Genomic DNA, 14622 nt, shown 5'->3' on the forward strand with positions numbered 1-14622 from the left:
GGTGAACAGAATGCTCGAACAAGGTGGCCCGGATCCGGGGGGAACCACCCCGGAGCAGCGCACCCTGTACCGCTCGGTGCTCGCGGGCCTGCTGGTCTTCGGGGTCCTCGCGGTCCTGCTCTACCTGACGTTCAAGTCACAGACCGGACTTCCGTTCACCCCGAAGACCATGGTCAAGGTCTCGTTCGGCAACGTGCACTCGCTGCGGGTCAACGACGACGTGCGGGAGAACAGCAGGCGGATCGGCCGGGTCAGCGAACAGTCCATCACCGGTAACGATGCGCTGATCACCCTGGAGATCGACGGCACGCGCCCGGTCTACGGCAACGCGACCGCCCAGATCTGGGACGTGTCGGCGCTGGCCACGAAGTTCGTCGAGTTCAACCCGGGCACACCGGACGCGGGCCCGCTGGGCGACAAGGTGGTGCCCGCCAAGGGCAACACCGACTCCTCCGACCTCAACCAGGTGCTCAACATCTTCGACCCGGCGACCCGGGACGCGACGAGCACGACGCTGCGGCAGTTCGGTGGCGGCTTCGTCGGCCACGGCGAGGACTTCCAGGCCGCTCTGGGGTCGGCCCCGGCGCTGCTGAAGAACCTCGGCACGGTGTCGGTCGACCTCGCGTCGCAGCGGTTCGACCTGCCGGACGTGCTGCGCAGCGGCGACGCACTGTCGGTCAGCCTGCACGGGCGGGAGGCGCGCATCGCGTCGCTCGAACAGCGGGTGGATGCGACGATGCAGGCACTGTCGGTGGACGGCGGCAAGCCGCTCGCCGACACCCTGGACAAGGCGCCCGGCACGTTGAGCACCGTCCGGCCCGCGCTGGACTCGCTCAACGCTCCGCTTGCCGACACTCAGGCGACGATGACCGACCTGCAGCCGGGAGCGAAGAGCCTCGGGGACGCGACCCCGGACGCGCGGGCCTTCCTGCGCGACAGTGTCCCGGTCGCCGACCAGGTCCCGGACGTCGCGGACCAGGCCGAGCCCGAGGTCTCCGACCTCGCGGACACCGTGTCGGACGCCCGGCCGGTGGTGCCCAGGGTGACCGATGCGATCGCCTACCTGGAGACCCCGCTGCAGGTGCTCAAGCCCTACGCACCCGAGCTGGCCCAGATGATCGTCCGGCTGAACAGCTTCGTCAGTGAAGGAACCGAGCCGAACAAGCGCTTCGCCCGGCTGAACATCATCGCGGACGCGGGGACCGTCACCAGCGGAGTGGTGGGCTCGGGTCCGAACTATCGCCAGCAGGTCTATGCCAAACCGGGCGATACCGCCAAGAAACGGATGACCGGCGTGCTCCCTGATGCCATCGGAGTTCCCGTGGGTGATCACAAGTGAAACTGATCCCGCGCAAGAAGCAGACCGAGGACGGCGAGTCCTCCCGCTGGGAGGGCGCGCCGAAGGCTCTCGGCGTCGTGATGATGATCCTGCTGGTGCTGGCCGGTGTCGGCGCGTTCATGAAGGACGAGATCGCATCGATCCTGACCCCGGGCGACATGATCACCGCGTCGTTCTCCCGGCAGTACCGGTTGCAGCCGTACAAGAGCGTCGTCAAGGTCGCCGAGGTGAAGGTCGGTGAGGTCACCGACATCGAGACCGCCGACGACGGCGTCACCAAGGTGACGATGCGGCTGGACCACGGTGTCATCGAGAAGCTGGGCAGCGACCCGACCGCGGCGATCCGCCCGACCCTCGTGGTCGGCGGCATCTACTACATCGAGATCACCACGGCGGGCCGGGGCGGTCGGTTCTCGGGTGACATTCCGCTGGGCCGCACCACGGTGCCGGTCGAGCTGGACCAGGTGCTGACCCCGATCGACCCGAGTGCCCAGAAGGGCATGCAGACCGCGATCAAGCAAGTCGACGCCACCCTGCAACAGGGCGGCAAGGACGCGATCCGCAAGCTCGTCGACGAGACACCGGACACGCTGCGGCCGGCGAGCGTCGTGCTGAACGCCACCCGGGGAACCGACCCGGAGCGCGACCTGCCGAGGCTGGTTGCCGGTCTGGAGAACTTCTCCGCCGACTTCACCAAACGCGACGGGCAGCTGGCCTCGAACATCAACGGCCTGCACACCCTGTCGGCGACCTTCGCGGCCGCGCGTGGCCCGGTCGCGCAGTCCTTCGCCTCGTTGCCGCAGACCCTGCGGACCACCAGGGCCGGGATGATCGACCTGCAACCCACGCTGGACAAGCTCACCGACACGGCACCGGACTTCCGGGAGTCGGCGCGGGAGCTGGACCCGTTCCTGGAGAAGCTCGACCCGGTGCTGCACCGCGCCCGGCCGGTCGTCAGCGACCTGCGGGACGTCCTGGAAGACGCCAAGCCACTGGTCCAGGACCTGGTCCCGACCGCGGACAAGGCGACCGATCTGCTCGAGGACCTGCGTGGCCCCGTGCTGGACCGGCTGAACGGGCCGATCATCGACGCACTGAACAGCCCGTGGCACGGCACCGGCGCCTACGCCGGCGGTGGCAACGACCACAAGCTGTACGAGGAGATCGCCTACTTCAACGCGGTCACCGACCAGGTGTGGATGCACCACGGTCGCAACGGCGGCTGGGGAAGGCTGATGGCCGGTATCGGTGGCAACACACTGACCGGTGGCAGCCAGTTCCCCAGGACGCTGGAGCAGGACCTGGAGGCAGGCGGGTTGGCGAAGCCGATCGGCCCGCAGGACGCGACGCCCAAGGGACAGAAGCCGGCGCCGACACCGCCGCCGCACCCCAACCCGCCGCCGCTGGTACCGCCGCAGAAGTCGCACGGCAGCCAGTCGGCACCGGGTGATGCGAACCTGCTGCTGCCCGGTGGGCTGGGAGGGAACAAGTGAGCGGGAAGAAGTTCGACCTCGCGCTCCAATGGGAGCGGATCCGGACGGTTCCGGGTCTGGGCCGGGACGTCGCCGCCCTCACCTTCCTCGTCGTCATGGGTGTGGTGGCCGCTGTGGTCATCCAGACGCAGCTGACCCCGATCGCGCCGTGGGCCGATCACACGGTGGTCAAGGCGGAGTTCAGCTCGGTTCCCGGCGCGAACCCCGAGGCTTCGACCTCGGTGACGATCGCCGGCGTCAAGGTCGGCCGGATCACCGGCTCGGAGCTGACCGACCACGGCACGGCGGTGCTGAGCCTGGACGTGCAGGGCAAGCCGCAGGTCTACGACAACGCGCGGCTGATCCTGCGGCCGAAGAACCCGCTCAACGAGATGAACGTCGAGATCAACCCCGGCGGTCCTCCCGGTCAGCTGCTGCGCGACGGCCAGGTCATCCCGGCCAGCCAGACGATCCGGCCGATCCAGGCGGACGAGGTGCTGCAGAACCTGGACGACAAGGCGCAGCAGGGTCTGCACGACATGCTCGCCGAGTCGGACGTGGCGCTGGCGAGGGCACAGACGGAGCTGCCCGGCGGCCTCAACGCGGCCACCGACACGACCGTGCACCTGCAGCCGGTGGTCGCGGCACTGCAGACCCGCCGGGACAAGATCGCCCAGCTGGTCTCGGCGATGTCGGAGATCTCCGGCGCGGTCGGGGAGAACAACGAGCGCACCACCCAGCTCGCCGACTCCACCCAGGCCACGCTGGACGCGTTGGCGGCGAACGACGCCGCGCTGCGTTCCAGCCTGCAACAGCTGCCTGGCCTCACCGACGAGCTGCGCCACGCGCTGGACGGGACGCAGCGGCTCACCAAGCAGCTGAATCCGACCCTGGACAACCTGAAGGACGCCTCGGAAGATCTGCCCAAGGCGCTGGACAGGTTCCAGGACACCACCGACAACATCGGCGATGTCGTGGACGCGCTCGGGCCGGTGGTCGGCAAGGCGCGCTCGGTGGTCTCGGACCTGCGGCCGTTCATCAACGACGCCAACCACTCGCTGGACGATCTGCTCCCGGCGACCGACAAGCTGGACCGCGACACCGGTCTGCTCACCTCGTACCTGGTGCAGTTCAGGGCGTTCTTCTACAACACCAAGTCGGTGTTCGGTGCCGGTGACTCGCAGACCACGATCATTCGCGGTCACGTCGTCGCCCCGCCCGGCTACTTCGTGATCCCACAGAAGAAACCGAACCTCTACGCGCCGTCACCCGGTGAGAACGGCAACCGACCGAACCCGAGCCCAGGTGGGCTGCTCAACCCTCCGGGAGCGAACTGATGAGAGCCCTCAACACCCGGTACCTGACGGTCTTCGGATTCATCGGGCTGTCGCTGCTGATCTTCGCCTACCTCTTCACCGGCAGCGGCATCCGGATCCCGGGGTACGACTACTCGGACTGGACCGGCTACATCCACATGAAGGACGTGGACAACTCGGTCCGCGCCGACCGGGTGCAGATCGCCGGGATCCAGGTCGGCACGGTGCGGTCGGTGACCCACGAGAACGGTGAGGTGAAGATCGAGTTCACCATCCAGCCGAAGTACGCGCCGCTGCACCAGGGCGCACAGGTCCGGCTCGGCGCCCGATCCCTGGTCGGTGAGGCCTACCTGGACATCACCGACGGCCGGGGCGCCGAGCTGCCCACCGAGACGGAGATCCCACGCGACGCGGTGCACTCCAGCACCGAGGTCCGTGACGTGCTGGCGACGCTTGATGCACCGACCCGGCAGAACCTGGGCCAGCTGCTGCGCTCGGCGGGCGCGGCGACCAAGGACACCCAGAACGACGTGGGTGGACTGATGGCCGGGCTCGGGGACCTCGGCAGGGCGGGCAACACCGCGCTCGACGCGATCGCGGCGCAGTCCGACGACCTGGAGCAGCTGGGCCGCGAGACGACCGCGGTGCTGCAGGCGCTGAACACCGGTGACGGGCAGATCGCCAGCCTGGTCACCAACGCCGACGAGCTGACCAGCGCGACCGCCGGCCAGCAGAAGGCACTCGGGGACAGCATGCGTGAGCTGCCGCCGACGCTGGACAGCGCCACCACGGCAGCCGCGGACCTGAGGGACCTGTCCGGAGCACTCGCCCCGGTCGCGTCGAACCTGAAGGAGGCGGCGCCGTTCCTGTCCGACTCGCTCGATCAGCTGCCGGACGTGACGAAGGACCTGCGTGGCCTGCTCCCGCCGTTGCACGACGCGTTGGACGCCGCACCCGACACGTTGACGCGGATCTCGCCGACCGACAGCGACATCCGGGACGTGCTGGGACCGGCGCACTCGATCCTGCGTGACGTCGACCCGATGCTGAAGTACATGCAGCCCTACGGTCACGACATCGCCAACTGGATCGTCAACCTGAACGCGGGCACCGGCTACACCGACGAGTCGGGTGCGAACTACATCCGGCTGATGCCGGGCATCGACGAGAAGTCGCTGCAGACCCCGGTGCCCTACGGCGTGCTGACCTACGAGAACCCGTACCCGAAGCCGCTGGCGGGAGCGAACCCCGGTCCGTTCAACGGCAAGTACCCCCGAGTGGAGCGGCTGCCCAACTGATGTTCTGTTCGATGACACGGCGCTCGGTGGTTGCAACCTCCGGTCGTGACCGCTTGGACAAGCGAGCACTCATCGCCGCCCTCGCCGTGGCGGTCGCACTCGCGGCCGTCACGGTGCTGGGGCTGGTCCGGCTGAAGGCCGACACCACGGTGTCGTCCTTCCTCCCGGCGGGTGACCCCGCTCTGCGGGCCACCGAGGAGGCCGCGAAGCGCTTCGGCGGGGACCCGATCGTCATCCTCGCCGAGTCGGCGGAGCCCAGGGAGCTGCTCGGGCGCGAGCAGCTGCCGAAGCTGCTCGACCTGGAGGGCAAGCTGGCGAAGCTGCCGGACGTGTCCGTCGTGTACGGGGCCGGCACGGTGCTCAACCAGATGGCCGGGTCCGCGCAGAACCTGCTGGCCACGATCAGCGGTAGCCGTGACGCCACCAAGGCGACGGCCGAAGCGGACGCGCTGGCCGGCGGGGCGAGCCAGGAGGCGGTGACCGCCGCCGGTGTGGCGGCGGTGGCCGCCTTCGATCAGCGGTACGCGGCCCTGCTGGTCAGGGGGCTACCGGCCGGGCTGCCCACGTTGCGCAACCCGGGTTTCGTGAACGCGCTGGTGTTCGACCAGTCCGGTGCGCCGCGAGCGCAGTGGAAGTTCGTCATCCCCGCGCAGAATGCGGTGTCGATCCTGGTGCGCCCTCGGGAAGGGCTGGACCAGAACGGCACCCAGGCGCTGGTGCACGCGGCGCGGACAGCCGTCGAGCAGTCCGGGCTGAAGACCAGCCGGCTGACGTTCAGCGGCAGTCCCGCGGTCGCGGCCGAGCTGGGGGACACGGTGCAGCGGGAGATTCCGCTGCTCGGGGCGCTGGCGGTGCTGTTGATCGCGGCCTGCTACCTGCTCGTGTCGTGGACCGCGCGGCGCGTGCACCGCCTGCTGCCGCTGGTGTCGACCCTGGGCGCGACGGCGGTGACGCTGTCGGTGTTCGGCTGGCTGGACCGGCCGCTGTCCCTGGGCGTGATCACCTTCCTGCCGATCGTGATCGGCATCGGCAGCGACTTCCCCGCCTACCTGATGCACGGCGGCATGCCGAGGCGCCGGGTGCTGATCGTCGCGCTGGCCAGTGCGCTGGGCTTCGCGTCGCTCGCGCTGTCGCCGCTGCCGTTCGTGCGCGACCTCGGTCTCGCGCTCGCGGTCGGTGTCCTGCTCGCGGTGGGGCTCGCCCTGGCGCTGCGCCGGTTCTTCGTCACCACACCGACCGAGGAGCCCGCTCGCGCCGCCGAGGAACAGACGCGACCTGCCCTGCCCCGCCGCAAGCGGATCACGGTGCTGTGCGGCGCCCTGGCCGTGGCGGCGGTCGGCTGGCTGGTCCTGCCGAGCATCCCGATCGAGGCCCGGCCGGACCGGCTCGCCGCCGGGCTCGCCTCGATGGACGACGCCGCGCATGTCGAGGACGTCCTCGGCTCGTCCGGCGAGGTCGAGATCATGCTGCGCGGCGCGACAGACGGCGCGGTGGCGACACCGGAGGCGCTGGCCTGGATGCGCAAGGCGGAGGACAGCGTCGTGCTCGACCACGGTGGCGACCTGCGGCCCATCGTCAGCCTGCCCGACCTGCTCCGCTTCCTCGGGCCGAGCCCGACCCAGGACCAGCTGAACTCGGCGTTGTCACTGCTGCCGCACTACCTCACCGCATCCGTACTGAGTGACGACGGCAAGCAGGCGGTCATCAGCCTCGGTCTGTCGCTGCAGGATCTCGGCGGGCAGCGCGCGCTGCTGGACTCCATGCGGGCCGGCCTACCGCCTCCACCGGCTGGCATGACGGTCGACGTCGTGGGGCTGCCGGTCGCCGCCGCCCGAGGTTTCGAGCTCGTCTCACAGGGCCGCTACCTGACCAACCTCGTCGGTATCGCGGCGGCCGGTCTGGTGCTGCTGCTCGGTCTGCGCTCGCGCAGGGTCGCGGGCCGGGCGGTCCTGGCCGCGGGGCTGGCGACTGGGTGGGGGCTGGCCGGAATCTGGGTGCTCGGAATCGACCTCAGTCCGTTGAGCGTCGCGCTGGGTTCGCTGACCACCGCCACCGCGTGCGAGTTCACCGTGCTGCTCGGGTACGCCTCGGGTGCCGGTGTGGCTCGGCTGCGACGTACGGTCCTGGTCGCCGCCCTGGCCGCCTCGCTGGGCTACCTCGCGCTCGCGGTCTCGACGCTGTCGGTGATCCGGGACTTCGGCCTGCTGCTCGCGGCGACGGTCGGGCTGTCCCTGCTCGCCGCGCACCTGGTCGTCAGAATGTTGCCCGAGCCGGCCCCGGTCGCCGAACCCGAGCACGTGACGCCGAAGACTTCGCTGGAGACGGTGTGATGAGGGAACGAGTGCTCCGCGCCCTGCAACCGATGTGGGCCCGGTTGGTCCTCGCGGTCGTCGCGCCGCTGGTCGCGATCGGCCTGGTCGCCGGGGTGAGCGCCTGGGTCACCGCGCTGCCCTCCGACGCGGCGTTCCGCGCCGACGGGGTGGTGACGACCAGAACCGAGCTTGCCGGGCGGATCAAGATGCTCGGTGCCCTGTACGGCATCCAGCAGCCGGAGGACCCGGCGCAGCAGGACCGGTTCCGCCGGGATGCCGCCAAGATGGTCGTGCTGACCTCGGTGATCGATCACGCGGCGCGGCAACGGGGGATCGAGGTCAGCGAGCAGGCGGTCCAGGCGAGGCTGAACGAGCTGGTCGCCGGCCTCAACCCGCCCGGTGAGGACAGTTTCATCCGGCTGCTGAGCGAGACCGGTGCCTCCCGGCCCGACGTGCTCGACGAGATCCGGCGGCAGATCCGCAGCGCGACCCTGATCGGCCAGGTCGTCGGCGGGCCGGTCAAGGAGCTCGGCGAAGCCGACTACCAGCGCTACTTCACCGAGCACGCCGCCGAGCTCGCGGTGCCCGAGCAGCGGCACCTGCGCAACATCGTCGTGCGGACCAGGGCGCAGGCCGACCAGGTGGCGCAGCGCGCTCGCGAGGGCACCGACTTCGCCGCTCTGGTGACCGAGAGCTCGCTGGATCGCGCGACCCGCGACACCCAGGGTGACCTGGGTGTCCTCACCGGCGACCAGCTCGAACCCGGCTACCGCGACGCGGCCTTCCAGGCTCCGCCCGGCTCGGTGTTCGGCCCGGTGCAGACCAGCTCCGGGTGGAACGTCGGGCGCGTCGACGAGGTGCGCCCCTCGGTCCCCAGAACCTACGAGCAGGCCCGCGACGAGGTGGTGGGCACGGTGCGCGACCTGCGCATCGCGCAGACCTGGAACGCGTGGTTGAGCAGGCAGGTCGAGGATGCCGACGTCCGTTACGCCGACGACTACCGCCCCGCCGATCCGGGCGCGCCGCCGGCCACCTCGATGCAGCCGGTACCCGGTGCCCGGCCGGAGCCGGAGCCGGCAGGATGATCCCCATTCTGAGCGCGTGTGTGCTCGCCCTCGGGATGTACGCCTTCGGCGCGTGGGGATTGCGCAATGCCGACAATCTCGTGCCGCCGGGGTTCTCCGCCTACGGTAAGGCCAAGAAAGCGCGTCAGATGCGGCGAAGCGCACGATTGATCCAGTTCAGCGGCGGATTCCTGGTTGTATTGGCAATTGCGCACTTCGCGTGGGAATCATTGTCCGGGTGAAGAGGGCGGGCTTCAGAATAGCGGTTCACCCACCCCTCAATGCTGATCACGGAGTGGCGCATGATGTGATCTGGAAATGGTGAACGGTCAGTCTGCGCACAGGGCTGCCGACGGAGGTGCCCCGCCGGGGCGCACAGTCCGGTCGGTCGTGTCCTCGGGGAGCGCGCGGTCGCTCCTGCTGACCATCCTGGGCGAGCTGGTCTACCCCAACGGTCAGCCTGTCTGGACGGCGTCGTTGCTGCACGTCATGACCGGGCTCGGCGTCGAGGAACAGACCGCGCGTCAGACGATCGCCCGCAGCGCCTCCGCCGGATGGCTGACCGGGGAGAAACACGGCCGTGAGGTGCGCTGGCAGCTCAGTCCCAGCGTCAAACGGCTCATCGAGGACGGCATGAAGCGGGTCTACTCGCTGCAGGACCGCGACGAGCCGTGGCACGGCGACTGGTTGATCCTGCTGGTCAGCGTGCCGAAGTCGCAGAGCGCGGTACGCAAGAAGCTGTACAGCGCGCTGAGTTGGGTCGGGTTCGGCAATCCGACCCCCGGCGTGTGGCTGAGCCCGCACCCGGAGCGGATCGCCGAGGCCGAGCAGGTGATCAACGATCTCGATCTGACCGGATCGACGCTGACCTTCACCGGTCAGGCGCTGGCGGTGGGGTTGAAGACCGACGACATCGTGGCGCGGGCGTGGGCGCTCGACGACGTAGCCGAGGTCTATCGAGAACTGCTCGACCGTTACCGCGACGCACGACCCGGGCCGGGCGACGCGACACTGTTCGCGCACGTGGAGCTGGTGAGCCAGCTCCAGCGACTGCCCTTCCTCGACCCGCAGCTGCCGGACGAGCTGCTTCCCGGCTGGATCGGCAGGAGTGCGGTCGCCATGATCCAGCGTCGCCGGGCCGAGTGGTACGAGACCGCTCAGCTGCGCTGGCTACAGGTCGCGGCCGCGACGTCGCCGACGTGACCGCATCGCAGGCTGCCGTCGGCGATCGCCTTGCGTAGCCGGAACTTCTGAACCTTGCCGGTCGCGGTCGTGGGCAGTGCGTCGGTGAAGTACCAGTCCGTCGGCGACTTGAACCGGGCCAGGTGTGCGCGGCAGTGCTCGCGCAGCTCGTCGGGCTCGACCGGCACGCTCGGATCGACGGGCCGCACGATCGCGGCGATACGTTCGCCCCAGTAGTCGTCGGGTACCGCGACCACGGCTGCCTCCGCGACCCCGGGGTGAGCGATCAGCACATCCTCGATCTCCCGGGGGTAGATGTTGACGCCGCCTCGGATGATCATGTCTCGGAGTCGCCCGGTGATGGTCAGATATCCGCGTTCGTCGATCGCGGCGAGATCGCCGGTGCGCAGCCAGCCGTCGGATTCCAGGGTGGCGGCGGAGTCGTGCGGCAGGTCGAAGTAGCCGATCATGGTCTGGTAGCCGCGTGCGCAGAGCTCACCCGGTTCGCCCCGGGGCAACGTCTCCCCGGTGGCCGGATCGACGATCTTCACCTCGACGTGGGGGAGCGGCCGGCCGATGGTGCCGGACTGGTCCTCGGGCGTGTCCTCGGTGCTGGTCTGGGTGAGGATGCCGTGCAGCTCGGTCTGACCGAACACGATGGTGACGGCGCAGCCGAGCGCCGCCCGGGTCCGCCGGACGAGCTCGGCGGGCACCTGGGATGCGCCGGACAGGACCGTTCGCAGGCTCGACAGGTCCCTGGTCTCGTGGTCGGGATGGTCGAGCAGCGCGGTGAGCATGGTCGGTACGAGCAGCGTGATCGTGGCGTGGTGGGTCTCGACCAGCTCGATCATGTGGGCCGCGTCGAAGCCCGGCGCAAGGACGTAACAGCCGGCGAGCGCGAACGTGGCGGTCGCGGTGAGCACGCCTCCGATGTGGAACATCGGCATGGCGTTCGCCCAGGTCTCGCCGGCCTGGAACCGGCAGCCGACGGCGGTGAACCGGGCTGCGTTGAGGACGCCCCGGTGATGGAGCACCGCGCCCTTGGCCGCGCCGGTAGTACCGGAGGTGTACTGAATCTGCAGCGGGTCGCCGGGCTTCACCACGGGCAGCGCACAGGTGGTACTGGCCGTCGTGTGGAATCCGGCCCAGTCGTCGAAGCAGACCGTGTGCTGCAGGTCGGGAAGCCGGGGCGACAGCTCGGTCACCGTGTCGGCGATGGAGTGGCCCCGATAGCTGGAGTCGTGGAACAGGCCTCGGGCGCGGGACTGACGCAGCACGTAGCCGGCCTCGGTCTCGAGGAATGCCGGGTTGATCGTGACCAGCACGATTCCGGCGAGGGCGCAGCCCTGTTGTAGCAGGATCCACTCGGCGTGGTTCGCGGCCCAGACCGCGACCCGGTCGCCCGGCTCGAACCTGTCGAGCAGGTCGGACGCCACCCTGGTGGCGGAGTCGAAGAGCTGCGCATAGGTCCATGAGCGTCTGGTCATGGGGTCCGGTGCGGCCTCGATCAGCGCGACCCGATCGGGCACCGAGCGTGCGTGGCGTCGCAGCAGGTCGCCGATCGTGGCCTCGACGAGCGGTTCTCTCCGGTCGGCCGGCAGGTAGGAGTCGATGCTGTGAGGGCCGATCGGTCCTGGTCGGACACACGTCATTGCGTGCCTCCCGAGCGATAGGGCTGCGGTGGGATGAGTAGCCTGCTGCGACCCATCCAAGGAATAATGGTCTAATGCTCTACTATTGGTCAGGAGAGTACCTGAGGTGGGGCAAGGGGGCTACCGGATGTTTGTGCGACTGACCACGGTCATCGGGCACAGCGCGGATGTTCAGGACGCCGTCCGCTTCGCGGAGACCGTCGTGCGCCCGAAAGTGGAAGCGGCACCGGGTAGCAGGGGTTTCACCACTGCCGTTGCCGCCGGGTACGGCAGGGCGCTGGACGCGGCGTTCTGGGTCGACGCCGATGCGATGAACGCCTCCGACGAGTTGCTGTCGACCGTACGTTCGGAGTTCGTCGAGGATGGCGCTTACTCGGAGGACTATGAGGTGCTGCTGGAGGTCCAGCGCACCGACGCCCGGCCGGGCGCCCTGCTGGAGCTCTCGCGCTTCGAATGCCCGGCCGAGGTGGTCGAGCTGTTGATCGGGGCCGACATGGTGTCCGAAACCAGGACGGCGGACGGGTTGTGCGGCGTTCAGCTCATGTTCGACCCCGCCCGTGGGCGGGGCATCGTCGCCACCACGTGGACGGACGACGGCTCGGCGCGCGGGTTCTGGCTGACCGGTGGCCAGCTGCGTGCCAGAGCCGCGCGCCAGGTCGATGGCCTGACGTTCGTCGGTATCGACTTCTACAGCGTCGTCGCGGCGAGGTCGCTGCAGACCTGAGGTTCTTCGATCGTGGATCAGGTGCCTGGATACGGGTGAAGTATCGCCTTCATCGCAAGCGTGTGCGACGAGTCGACCGCGGATCTCGGCTCACCCGCGATGAGCAGGATCTGCAGCCCGCGCCACACGCTGACGATCGCCGTCGCGGTCTGTCGAGGGTCCGGAATCCGATCGTCGTCGGCGAGCGCGCCCGCGACGGCCTCGGTCCATTCGGTCCGCGTCCGTTCCAGGAACGGGCCGAAGCGGTCGGGTCGGTCGGCGGCCATGCCGAAACGGGCGAAGAACAGCCTCAGGTGCGGGAGCCGCTCGGGGTTCGAGATGTGCCGCCAGGCCGCCGCGATCCGTTCCCCGGACGACCTCTCGGCGAGCATGAGTTCCGTCAGCTTCGCCACGAAGACACCCCGGTCGAGAATCTCGTCGATCGCCGCACCGACGATCTGGTCGAGGGACGTGAAGTGGTAGAGCAACATCCGGTTGTTGGAACCGATGCCGCGGGCGAGCCGGCTGAGCGAGAGATCGACGACGCCGTGCTCGAGGATGTAGTCGCGGGCCAGACCCAGAAGCCGAGCACGTTCCGACGGACCGCTAGCCACGGCCGGAGATGCTATCCGCACCCGTGGAACCGGTCACGCCACCGTCGCCTCGTGCGCCGTCACCGCCGCCAGCGCGCGGTCGACCTCGGAGCGGTCGGCGAACGAGCCGAGGAAGCTGTTGCGCGCCAGGGCCGCCAGCTCTCCTGAGCCGAGGCCGAGGTGCTGCTGCAGCGCGGTGTAGTTGTCGTTGACGTAGCCGCCGAAGTAGGGCGGGTCGTCGGAGTTGACGGTGACGAGCACTCCGGCCCGCATGAAGTCCGTGACCGGGTAGGTGCTGAGGTCGGCGGTCACCCGCAGGCGCAGGTTCGACAGCGGGCACATGGTCAGCGGAATCCCGTCGTCGGCCAGCCGGGCCACGAGACCGGGATCCCGCACGGCGGTGTAACCGTGGTCGATGCGCTCGACCCCGCACAGGTCCAGCGCCTCCCGGATGTAGGACGGCGGCCCTTCCTCGCCCGCGTGACAGGTCAGTCGGTAACCCTCCGCGCGCGCGGCGGCGAAGAACCGGGCGAACTTCGACGGTGGGTTGCCCCTCTCGGCGCTGCCCAGCCCGACGCCGAGGATCGAGTCCCGGAACGGACGCAGGGTGTCGAGAAGCTCCAGCGCGGCCGCCTCGGTGCGGTGACGCTGAGCGGTGACGATCAGGGCGCCGACGGTGCCCGTGTCCGACCGTGCGTCGGCGATCGCATCGAGGATGCCGCCGAGCTGGTCGACGATGGGAATGTGGCGGTCGAGGAAGGTCTGCGGCCCGAAGAACATCTCCGCCCGCCGGACGCTCTCGCTCGCGGCGCGGCGTAGATAGGCGGCGGTGAGATCGTAGAAGTCCTCGCGGGAACGGAGCACCGCGCAGCCCTCGAAGTACAGCGGCAGGAAGTGCTCGAGCCCGGTGAACGAGTAGTGGGCACGCAGCGCGTCCGGCGACGCCCACGGCAGGGTGATCCCATTGCGCGCGGCGAGGCGAAACATCTCGTCCGGCTCGAGGGTGCCTTCCAGGTGGACGTGCAGCTCCGCCTTGGGTAGCGCGTCGATGAAGGGCATGCGGTCTCCTGGCGCTGAGCATAACTGAACTGTTCGGTTCACTTATCCTAGCTCAGTTGCGCTGGGGGTTCGTCGGGTTCACTGGCATCCCCGCTGGCCATCGAGTGTGCTTGGCGTGGCCGCCCGCTCTCAACCCCCGGCTGGCGCCGGCCTCGCGCAGGCTCCTGGTTGCACGTAGTTCGGGGGCGAGGTTTCAGGGTTGACAGCGGGCGGCCACGCCAAGTGCTTAGCCAGGATCGCGGGGGAAGGGGAGCTCTGCGGCGCTGTTGTTGGTCGCGGCTGCGCCGCGCCCCCACGGTCTCTGGGTGCACCGCGCTCGTTGTGTGCGCGTGCTCGGGGCTCCAAGATCACCCCACCAGTCACACGCGTAACGCCCGGGGCGACTTCGCAGAGGCTCATGTCGCGTCGCACATGTTCCAACATGTGCGACGCAACACGTAGCTCTGCGAGGTGGGGCCAAAGTGTCCGCAGAGAGTCCTGGGACTGCGTGATCGCGTGGGGCGCAGCCACCTGCGGCATACACGCACCACCCCCATTCCCGCGATCCTGGCTACGCCAAGTGCCGGCCAGGATCGCGGGGGAAGGGGAAGCCCTGCGGCGCTGTTGTTGGCCGCGGCTGCGCCGCGCCCCCA

General features: G+C 69.3%; 12 protein-coding genes. 9 read left to right on the forward strand and 3 right to left on the reverse strand.

Translation table 11 applies throughout. The features are described 5' to 3' along the window. The first annotated feature begins 10 nt into the window (after positions 1 to 10). The 8 genes from G406_RS0123835 (at position 11) to G406_RS0123870 (ending at position 10004) form a co-directional block, all read left to right on the forward strand. Positions 11 to 1339, forward strand: coding sequence for an MlaD family protein (locus G406_RS0123835; protein WP_051342816.1), 1329 nt, complete (start codon positions 11 to 13; stop codon positions 1337 to 1339). Further along, complete coding sequence (locus G406_RS49400) at positions 1336 to 2832, forward strand: MlaD family protein (protein ID WP_051342575.1); 1497 nt, start codon at positions 1336 to 1338, stop codon at positions 2830 to 2832. The genes G406_RS0123835 and G406_RS49400 overlap by 4 nt, the downstream gene beginning before the upstream one ends. Beyond that, positions 2829 to 4148 (forward strand): MlaD family protein, encoded by a 1320-nt coding sequence (locus G406_RS49405; protein ID WP_051342576.1) that lies wholly within the window; start codon positions 2829 to 2831, stop codon positions 4146 to 4148. The genes G406_RS49400 and G406_RS49405 overlap by 4 nt, the downstream gene beginning before the upstream one ends. Next, complete coding sequence (locus G406_RS0123850; protein WP_028935702.1) at positions 4148 to 5425, forward strand: MlaD family protein; 1278 nt, start codon at positions 4148 to 4150, stop codon at positions 5423 to 5425. Before G406_RS49405 ends, G406_RS0123850 begins: the two co-directional genes overlap by 1 nt. A gap of 53 nt (positions 5426 to 5478) precedes the next feature. Continuing rightward, complete coding sequence (locus G406_RS49410; protein WP_245607204.1) at positions 5479 to 7755, forward strand: RND transporter family protein; 2277 nt, start codon at positions 5479 to 5481, stop codon at positions 7753 to 7755. Beyond that, positions 7755 to 8822, forward strand: coding sequence for a peptidylprolyl isomerase (locus G406_RS49415; protein ID WP_064743016.1), 1068 nt, complete (start codon positions 7755 to 7757; stop codon positions 8820 to 8822). Before G406_RS49410 ends, G406_RS49415 begins: the two co-directional genes overlap by 1 nt. Beyond that, entirely contained in the window at positions 8819 to 9043 is a 225-nt protein-coding gene (locus G406_RS0123865; RefSeq protein ID WP_028935703.1) for a hypothetical protein, read from the forward strand. The genes G406_RS49415 and G406_RS0123865 overlap by 4 nt, the downstream gene beginning before the upstream one ends. A 148-nt stretch (positions 9044 to 9191) precedes the next feature. Then, on the forward strand, positions 9192 to 10004 hold the full coding sequence (locus G406_RS0123870; protein ID WP_028935704.1) for a PaaX family transcriptional regulator: 813 nt from the start codon (positions 9192 to 9194) through the stop codon (positions 10002 to 10004). Here the strand turns inward: G406_RS0123870 and G406_RS0123875 are convergent. Further along, positions 9959 to 11635 carry an AMP-binding protein gene (locus tag G406_RS0123875; RefSeq protein ID WP_051342577.1) on the reverse strand — a complete coding sequence of 559 codons (1677 nt, stop codon included), beginning with the start codon at positions 11633 to 11635 and terminating at the stop codon, positions 9959 to 9961. The genes G406_RS0123870 and G406_RS0123875 overlap by 46 nt on opposite strands. 127 nt (positions 11636 to 11762) lie before the next feature. Between G406_RS0123875 and G406_RS0123880 the strand changes: the two genes are divergently transcribed. Then, complete coding sequence (locus G406_RS0123880) at positions 11763 to 12359, forward strand: hypothetical protein (protein ID WP_028935706.1); 597 nt, start codon at positions 11763 to 11765, stop codon at positions 12357 to 12359. A gap of 17 nt (positions 12360 to 12376) precedes the next feature. Here the strand turns inward: G406_RS0123880 and G406_RS0123885 are convergent, their stop codons facing one another. Together G406_RS0123885 and G406_RS0123890 are read right to left on the reverse strand one after the other, a co-directional pair. Next, positions 12377 to 12952 (reverse strand): TetR/AcrR family transcriptional regulator, encoded by a 576-nt coding sequence (locus G406_RS0123885; RefSeq protein WP_028935707.1) that lies wholly within the window; start codon positions 12950 to 12952, stop codon positions 12377 to 12379. Positions 12953 to 12985: 33 nt separating this feature from the next. Further along, on the reverse strand, positions 12986 to 13990 hold the full coding sequence (locus G406_RS0123890) for an adenosine deaminase (protein WP_028935708.1): 1005 nt from the start codon (positions 13988 to 13990) through the stop codon (positions 12986 to 12988). Between the last annotated feature and the right edge of the window lie 632 nt (positions 13991 to 14622).

Origin of the sequence: Actinospineispora spinosispora DSM 44797 (genome assembly GCF_000429025.1) — a bacterium.
Classification (GTDB): domain Bacteria; phylum Actinomycetota; class Actinomycetes; order Mycobacteriales; family Pseudonocardiaceae; genus Pseudonocardia; species Pseudonocardia spinosispora.